8 protein-coding genes and 1 riboswitch are annotated in these 7,693 nt (G+C 70.2%); of the genes, 1 reads left to right on the top strand and 7 read right to left on the bottom strand.

The window, feature by feature from the left end:
* The 6 genes from NNJEOMEG_RS12955 to NNJEOMEG_RS12930 form a co-directional block, all read right to left on the bottom strand.
* On the bottom strand, positions 1-315 hold a 315-nt coding region (locus NNJEOMEG_RS12955; protein ID WP_443093413.1), incomplete at its 3' end, for a flagellin N-terminal helical domain-containing protein.
* A gap of 216 nt (positions 316-531) precedes the next feature.
* A complete protein-coding gene (cobI, locus tag NNJEOMEG_RS12950; RefSeq protein ID WP_173085098.1) occupies positions 532-1,230 on the bottom strand; it encodes a precorrin-2 C(20)-methyltransferase in 699 nt (232 codons plus the stop codon).
* On the bottom strand, positions 1,227-2,111 hold the full coding sequence (locus tag NNJEOMEG_RS12945; RefSeq protein ID WP_173085096.1) for an ABC transporter substrate-binding protein: 885 nt from the start codon (positions 2,109-2,111) through the stop codon (positions 1,227-1,229). The genes cobI and NNJEOMEG_RS12945 overlap by 4 nt, the downstream gene beginning before the upstream one ends.
* Complete coding sequence (locus tag NNJEOMEG_RS12940; protein ID WP_173085094.1) at positions 2,108-2,881, bottom strand: ABC transporter ATP-binding protein; 774 nt, start codon at positions 2,879-2,881, stop codon at positions 2,108-2,110. Before NNJEOMEG_RS12940 ends, NNJEOMEG_RS12945 begins: the two co-directional genes overlap by 4 nt.
* Entirely contained in the window at positions 2,874-3,881 is a 1,008-nt protein-coding gene (locus tag NNJEOMEG_RS12935; protein WP_235956950.1) for a FecCD family ABC transporter permease, read from the bottom strand. Before NNJEOMEG_RS12935 ends, NNJEOMEG_RS12940 begins: the two co-directional genes overlap by 8 nt.
* Positions 3,882-4,003: 122 nt before the next feature.
* Positions 4,004-4,903, bottom strand: a complete 900-nt coding sequence (locus NNJEOMEG_RS12930) for a sirohydrochlorin cobaltochelatase (RefSeq protein WP_173085092.1) — start codon at positions 4,901-4,903, stop codon at positions 4,004-4,006.
* Between the two features lie 138 nt (positions 4,904-5,041).
* A riboswitch (cobalamin riboswitch) is annotated at positions 5,042-5,227 on the bottom strand.
* 304 nt (positions 5,228-5,531) lie between these two features.
* Between NNJEOMEG_RS12930 and NNJEOMEG_RS12925 the strand changes: the two genes are divergently transcribed.
* Positions 5,532-6,275: a DUF389 domain-containing protein gene (locus tag NNJEOMEG_RS12925; RefSeq protein ID WP_173085090.1), complete on the top strand. Its 744-nt coding sequence runs from the start codon at positions 5,532-5,534 to the stop codon at positions 6,273-6,275.
* Positions 6,276-6,305: 30 nt separating this feature from the next.
* Here NNJEOMEG_RS12925 and NNJEOMEG_RS12920 read toward each other — a convergent pair whose 3' ends face one another.
* Positions 6,306-7,619 (bottom strand): YibE/F family protein, encoded by a 1,314-nt coding sequence (locus NNJEOMEG_RS12920; RefSeq protein ID WP_173085088.1) that lies wholly within the window; start codon positions 7,617-7,619, stop codon positions 6,306-6,308.
* Positions 7,620-7,693 lie beyond the last annotated feature (74 nt).

Here is a 7,693-nt window from a genome sequence, read left to right as displayed (position 1 = left end):
GGTGTAGGTGCCCGTGGACGCCTGGGTCGCCAACTCCTTCATGCGGATGAGCTTTTCGTCGATGACGCCCAGCGCGCCGTCGGCGGTCTGGATCATCGAAACGGCGTCGTTGGCGTTGCGCACGCCCTGGTTGAGGGAGGCGATGTCCGCGCGCATGAGTTCGCGCACGGCCAGGCCGGCGGCGTCGTCGGCCGCAGTGCCCACGCGCAGGCCCGAGGACAGGCGGCGAGTCGAAACGCCCAGGTCCGAGTAGGACTGGGACAGGTTCCGGGCCGCGTTCATAGCCATCAAGTTGTGGTTGATTACGAGCGACATGACGATTCCTCCTTGAATGTCAGTGGCATCCATGCCTCTGCGCCGCTTCTCCCCTCCCCCCGGACGGGCCGCCTGCGCGTATTCGGCCTTTCTGGCGTACTTATCGTTTACTCTCGGAAAATCTTTAGGTGCTTCTTGAGCTTTCGCGCGCAAAACAAATGGCCGGCCGCCTCCCGCAAGAGGCAACCGGCCAAGATTATTGGATTTTATTTTATTCTATTTTTTCACGATGATCAGCGAAAAATAGGGCGGCTTGTCCTCCGGAGGCAGCCCCTCGTGCACGCGCTGGCCCTCAAGCCCCACGCGGCTCACCAGCACGGCGCGGTTCTCCAGACCCATGGAGCACAAGAGCGCGCGCAGCCGGGGATAGCTGCGGTAGGCCTTGAGGATCACCGCCGTGTCGCAGGCCTCGATGGCCGCGCGCAGCCTGGCCTCCGAGTCCACGCCCGAGAGCACGGCCAGGCTCTGGTCCGATTCGGCCAGCCCCACCCCCGCAGCGGCGGCGGCGGCCATCACGGAACTCACCCCCGGGGCGACCTCCACGAGCGCCTTGGGGTCCATCTCGCGCATGGTGCGCCAGAGGTAGAGGAACGTGGAGTAGGTCATGGGGTCGCCCAGTGTGATGAAGGCGGCGTCGCGCCCGGTGTCCAGGAAGTCTAGCACCCGCCGGGCGTTGGCCTGCCAGGCCTGCTCCAGGGCCTCCTGGTCGCGGGTCATGGGGAAGCCCAGAAGCTCCACGGGGGTCCCCGGGGGCAGGTGCTCCGAGGCGATGGACAGGGCCAGGGAGTGGTCGTTGCGCGTGGACGAGGCCGCGAAGACCACGCCCGAACGCCTGAGCGCCTTCACCGCCTTGAGGGTGAGCAGGTCCGGGTCTCCGGGGCCGACGCCCACCGCGTGGAGCACGCCCCGGCTCATGACCCGCCTCCCTGCCCCGCGCGCTCGGGATAGAGCGCGGCGGCCACGGCGCGCACCCCTTCCAGCAGGCGCGGCGTGGGGCGAGACACCAGCGTCTCGTCCACCAGCGCCACCCGGCCCTCGCGCACGGCCTTGAGGCTGGCCAGCCCCGGCGTTTCGCGGATTTCCCGTTCGCTCACCGGGTTCATGGGGCCTTTCTGCGCCACGTAGACCTCCAGGGAATCGCCCAGGGCCACCACCCGCTCCAGCCCGAAGTGGGCGATGTTGGACCCCGCCACGGGCTGGGCGTCCCCGGCCAGGTTCACGCCCCCTGCGCTCTCCAGCACGAAGGCTGCCAGGGAGTCCGGGCTCACGGTCTTCATCTGGCGGTGGATGGCCTCGAAAAACACCCCTTTGCGCTTGTGCGGGGGGATGCCCGCAGCCTGTTCGCGCAGGAGGGTCAACTCATCGTCGAAGCGACGGGCCATCGCGCGGGCCTCGCCCTCGCGTCCGGCCAGGCGGCCCAATTCCAGCCAGTAGGGGACCAGCTCGGCCAGGGTGGAGGGCTGCAGGCAGACCACGCGCGTCCCCAGGCGCTCCAGCTGTTCCAGGAGCCCGGGCTGGGTGTTGCGGTGCATGGGCCGGGCCAGCACGATGTCCGGGCGCAGGGCCATGATGGCCTCCGCGCCGTCGCGCGCGCCCACCACGGGCACGTCGCCCAGGGGTTCGCTCACGCCGGCCAGCAACCCGGCCGCGCCCATGGCGGCCAGGTTCTCGGCGTGGGCCGCATAGAGGCTCACGATGCGCGGGGAAGCCTGCGCGTGGACACGGGGGGCAACCAGCGCCAGCAGCAGGGCCGCCAGCGGCAATGCCGCCCTAAGGGCGGCGAAACGCAGACTCATCGATCCTCCAGATACAGGATGTGCCCGTCCGAGACGCGGCAGCGCACGCCGAACACCCGGGCCACGAGGCCCGGCTCCAGCACGCGCGAGGTGGGGCCATACGCCGCAACGCGCCCGGCATCAAGCGCCAGCGTGAGGGGGCAGTACATGGCCGCCAGGTTGAGGTCGTGCAGCACCACGGCCACCGCCGCCCCGGCCTGGACGCGGCGGCGCAACGCCGCCATGGCCAGGAAGGCGTGGCGGATGTCCAGCCCCGCCGTGGGCTCGTCCAGAAGCAGCGCCCGCGCCCCGCCGGACCGGGGGGAGGCCCCGGCCTGGGCAAGGGTCCGTGCCAGGGAGGCCCTGCGTCGCTCGCCGCCCGAAAGCTCCGTGACGCTCCGGTCCGCCAGATGCGTCAGGTCCGTTTCCTCCAACACCGCGCGGGCCAGGGCCAGGTCTCCGGCCCCGGGGTCCCCGAAACGGCCCGTCCAGGGATGGCGGCCCAGAAGCGCCGATTCCAGCACGGTGAACCCGAAGCGCCCGTCCTCGTGCTGGGGACAGTAGGCCACCTGCCGCGCCGCCTCGCGCCGGGGAAGACCCGACACGGCCCGGCCGTCCAGGAGCGCCTCGCCGCCGCAGGGCCGCACAAGGCCCGCCAGGGCGCGCAGAAGCGTGGACTTGCCCGCGCCGTTGGGCCCCACCACGGCCAGGAAGTCCCCCGGGGCGAGGCGCAGGTCCACCGACTCCAGGCGTCCGCCCCGGTTCACGCGCAGGCCCTTCGCCTCAAGCACGGCCGCGCCCCCGCACGAAGAGGAAGAAGAAGTACGGACCGCCCAGGAGCGCCGTGATCACGCCCACCGGGGCCTCGTGGGGCAAGAGCGTGCGCGAGGCCGTGTCCGCCCCCAGCACCAGGAGCATCCCGGCCAGGGTGGAGAGCGGCAGGAGCCTGGCGTGGCCCGGCCCCACGGCCAGGCGCACCGTGTGCGGGGCCATGAGCCCCACGAAACCCACGATGCCAGAAACCGCCACCGAACAGGCCGTGAGCGCCCCGGCCGCGCACAGAAGCGCCAGACGGACCCGTGAGGCGTCCACGCCCAGGGCCCGGGCCTGCTCGTCGCCCAGGCAGAGGGCGTCCAGGTCGCGCGCCAGCCAGAGGGCGGCGGGCAGCCCCGCGCAGAGCCCGGCCCAGGCCACTCCGGCCTCGGCCCAGGTGCGCGAACTGAGCCCCCCCAGGAGCCAGAACACCAGCCCGGCCACGTTCTCCCCGGCCGCGAACTTCACGAACCCGATGCACGCCTGGAGCGTGGCCGCGGCCATCACGCCCGCCAGCACCAGGGTGAGGGAGTCGAACCCGCCCCCGGCGCGGGCCATGGCCAGCACCACCGCCAGGGCCAGGGCCGAACCGGCCAGGGCCCAGGCCGGCACAGACAGAGGCCCGAAAGCCGTGAACCCCAGCAGCAGGCACAGACACCCCCCCAGCGCCCCGCCCGCCGAAACGCCCAGCGTGTAGGAATCGGCCAGCGGATTGCGCAACACTCCCTGAAAGAGCGCCCCGGAGAGCGCCAGGGAGCCACCCACCGCCAGGGCCGTGAGGATGCGCGGCAGGCGCACCTCCCAGACCAGGGCGCGGGAGACCTCCGGCACGCCCTCCAGCCACTCCGGACGCCCGGCCAGCCTGGCCGCCAGGATGCGGGCCGCGTCCCACGCGGGAACGTCCACGGCCCCGGCCCCGGCCGCCAGGAGCACCAGTGACGCCAGCGCGGCGAGAAGGATCAGGGCTGTGCGGGACATGGCGCGTTGTCGCCTCGGGGTTGTCCGGGGAGGGACGGCCCTCCCCGGGAATTCGTGACAGTTTCGACCGGGACGCGCGCAACAGGGGCGCGCTCCGGGCGTCAGGCCTGTAGCGGTCGGCCCTAGCGCAGGCGCTCCAGGGCCTGCCGGGCGTGGTCGATCCAGACGGCGGCCAGGGCGTCGGCGTCGGCCGTGCCCTTGAGCACGGGAACGGCCTCGATGCCCGCTCGGGCCAGCGCGGACTTCCAGGAGCCGTCCTCGTCACCCGCCATGTCGTTGCGGGCGTGGTCTCCGGCCACGGCCAGGAGCGGCAGGAGCCAGGCCTTCTTCACGCCGCGCTCCTTGAGGGCGGCCAGCACGTCCTCCTGCGAGGGAACTCCCTCCACCGTGCCCACGAAGGCCAGGGGGTCGGCCTTCCACAGGCTCCACTGCAGGCCCGGGTAGTAGATGTTGGCCGGGTGCTTGGTGCCGTGCCCCAGAAACACCAGGGCCTCTCCGGGCCTGCGCCCGGCGGGCGCCAGGGCCGCCAGGGCCCGGGCGGTCTTCTCCACGTCGTCGGCCGTGGCCAGCAAGGGCCAGCCCGTCACCACCTTGTCCATGCCCTTTGGCATGCCGGAGAAGGCCCGCGCCGTCTCGGAGAGTGCATGGAACTCCTCGCCGGGGATGGTCTGGAGCGACTGCACCACGACCTTGGTGAAGCCCTCGTCCGCCATTTTGGCCAGGGCCTCGGCCGGGGAGTCGAACTTCACGGGCTTTTTGCCATCGGCCAGCTTGTGGCGCACCATGGAGGACGTGTAGCACAGGCGGATGTCCACCCCGGGGAAGGCGGCCTCGAACTTCTTCTGGAGGTTCCTGTAGGCCAGGTCGGCCTTGGGGACCGTGGTGCCGAAAGCCGCCAGAAGGATGCCGACGCGCTCGGGTTTCGGCCCTCCATGGGCCAAGGCCAGGGGCGCCAGGGCCAGGAGGACGAAGCACAGGGCCAGGGCCGCCGCGCGGCGCGGGTGATGAACGAAAGACTGCATGGAGCTGCTCCCTTGGAGCTTGGCTGTTGCCGGGGCGCGCAAAAAGGGCCGCCTTCCGTCCCAACAAGGGAGCGGGAGGCGGCCCGTATTCGCCCTCCGGAGCATCCGCGCGCGGCAATAGCCCGTCGCCGTGCGGGAACCTGAGACAGGGTCCGGGCAGGTCTTCCGACTCGTTCCATCCGCCCCGGCCTTCCCGGGCTTGACCCAGTGGCGCGCGAAAGGGCGGATTGCAAACGGAACTCACGGCGGCGGGGACCGCTCCCGATTTCCACGGGATTCCCTATTCTCCCCCCGGAAGGGGGCACCCGGACCCGGTCAAGCTATCCCCGGCGGCGGGAGAAAGTCAACTCGCGGGGGCGGGAGGGCGGGACGCGGGGCGCTCCAACACCGCAACCGCGCACTGGTGGCTGCTTCGGCAATCCACCTTCCGGCCTAGCCGCGAAACAGCGCCCACACATCCTGTGCGGAGGGGAGTTCCCGAATGCCATCAGCCGATCATCAACGCATTTCCGCATGCAGCCACGAGGCAAGTCATCACTCCCCCTTGAGGCGAGTCCCGCGTCCTGATAGCGGCTAGAGAATCGTGCCCAATGACTAAAACATCCCTTGAGGAATGAGAGGTCGCTCCATGGAGGCTGACAGCCCGGCCGTGATCATCGGCGCGATGATCATCGCCATGCTTCTCGGCCCCATCGCGGGGGTCTCCCTCGCCCTTGTGGACAGCAACACGAAACATCTCCTGAAAGGCCTGGCCACCCTGGCGGTCGGCGCGGCCGGAGTCGTCGTCACGGCCCTGGCCATCGGGGTCATCCACAACGACCTGCCCCTCACCGCAGAGATGCTGGCCCGGGGGCATCACCAACTGGCGTTGGGCGCATTCCTGCTGACCTTCACCAACATCGTGGCCATCCAGTTCTCATCTTCGGTGGTTCTTTGGTTCACGGGCTTCCGCGGCATCAGCCACACGCGAGGGCTGTCGCTGATGACTTTCTTGAAAACCAACAGCGTCAGCATCCTGATCCTGGCCGTGCTGGCCGTGGTCCTCACCAACAGCATGCACGAGACCATGGGCCGGAAGATGTACGAATCCACCACGAAGTATGCCCTGCAGCAAGAATGTCTCGGTTCGGAGGGTTGTTACCTGGCGGACGTGAGGTTCAGCGAAGGCACTGGCAAAAACGCCGTCATCAGCGACGTGGTGCGCGGACCCAATCCGCCGAATCCGGAGCGGATAGCCGCCGTTGAGAGCAAAATGCCCGCGCACCCGAAAGGCAGACCCATCGAACTCCGGGTGCGCTACGTCCCCACGACGACCATCACGCGCGACGGCGTGCTCTACGAGGGCGACGAGACGCCCCACGCCGCGCCGTAAGCCCGGGATGACGCCCGCGCGCCCGGCCGTTCAGGCCCGTCCGGCGGGGCGTCCGCCCAGGAGCCAGGCCCCCGTGAGGGCCGTGAAGGGGGCCACCAGCACAAGGCCGAAGCTGCCCACCAGGGTGCTCAGCACTTCGGCGGCCACGTGGTTCATGTTGAAGACGTTGGCCATGGGCACGCCCTGGGCCATGAACACCATCAAAAGCGCCATGGACCCGCCCGAGTAGGCCAACAGGAGCGTGGTGGTCATGGTGCCCACCACCACGCGCCCCACGCGCATCCCCGAGGCGCACAGCTTCCAGTAGCCCAGGCCCGGGTGGTGCAGGGCAACCTCGCGCATGCTGGCGGCCACGTCCATGGCCAGGTCCATCACGGCCCCCGAGGACCCCAGGAACACCGTGGAGAGGAAGATGCGCGTGAGGTCCAGGTGGGGATAGCCCGAATAGAACAGCGTTTCGGCGTAGGCCTTCACCGAGCCGTGCAGGGCGAAAGCGCCGGAAAAGCCCAGGGCCATGGCGCACGTGGCCGCCACGCCCAGGAGCGACCCCAGGTAGGCCGCCAGGGACGTCCGGTTCAGGCCCCCCACCAGGAACAGCACCGAAGCCATGAGCACGCAGAGCACCGCCAGCGTGGCGAGGATGGGGTCGTGGTCCGTGAGGAAGAGCGGAACCAGGATCTTCCAGATGGCCAGGGCCGCGAAGGCGAAGCTCAGAAGGGCCTTCACCCCCGTCCATCCGGCGTAGGCCGCCAGCAGGAGCGCGAAGAGCCCCAGGAGCCAGAGCTGCACGTCCAGGCGGTAGTGGTCCTGGGCGACGGCCCCCGCGATCTCGCCGCCGCGCACGGTGAGAACCACAAGGGCCTTGTCCCCGGGCTTGAACTGGCGGTCCAGCTCCAGCTTGCCCAGGAAGAGGTTGTCCGCCCAGACCCTGCGCCCCTCGAAGGGGCCTTCCAACACCTGGGCCTCCACGCGCTGGTCCCCTTCCAGGACCACGCCGTACTGTCGCAGATTGCTGTTGTCCGTTGCGGTAATTCTGGCCTTCACTGCCAGGGTTCCGGTGGGCAGGCGGTCCTCGAAGCCCGTGGGCACAAGGGCCAGGGCCAGCACGAGCACGGCGAAGACGCAGGCCAGGGCCGCATCCCGGCGGCGATCGGGCGCGCGATGTCCCGACGCCGGTTCCTGGGTTCCGGGCGCGTGGTGCGCCGCGGACGTGCCATGGGTTCCGCCATAAGGCCCCTGGGGAGGCGTATGCAGGGCGGGCTCGGGCTGCGCGGCGTACGGAGCGCTCAACGAGTCGGCCAGGGCCCGGGAATCATTCGATGGGCAGTTTTGCGTGGGGTTCATGGTGCGCCAGGGGGGGCGCGCCCCGCTGGAGCGCGCCCCCGGAATGGAGGGTGTCGAAGGTCCCGTCCGGGCGG

This window comes from Fundidesulfovibrio magnetotacticus, assembly GCF_013019105.1.
Taxonomy (GTDB): domain Bacteria; phylum Desulfobacterota; class Desulfovibrionia; order Desulfovibrionales; family Desulfovibrionaceae; genus Fundidesulfovibrio; species Fundidesulfovibrio magnetotacticus.
The sequence above is the reverse complement of the archived record's forward strand: the minus strand, read 5'-3'. Positions and strand labels throughout refer to the sequence as shown.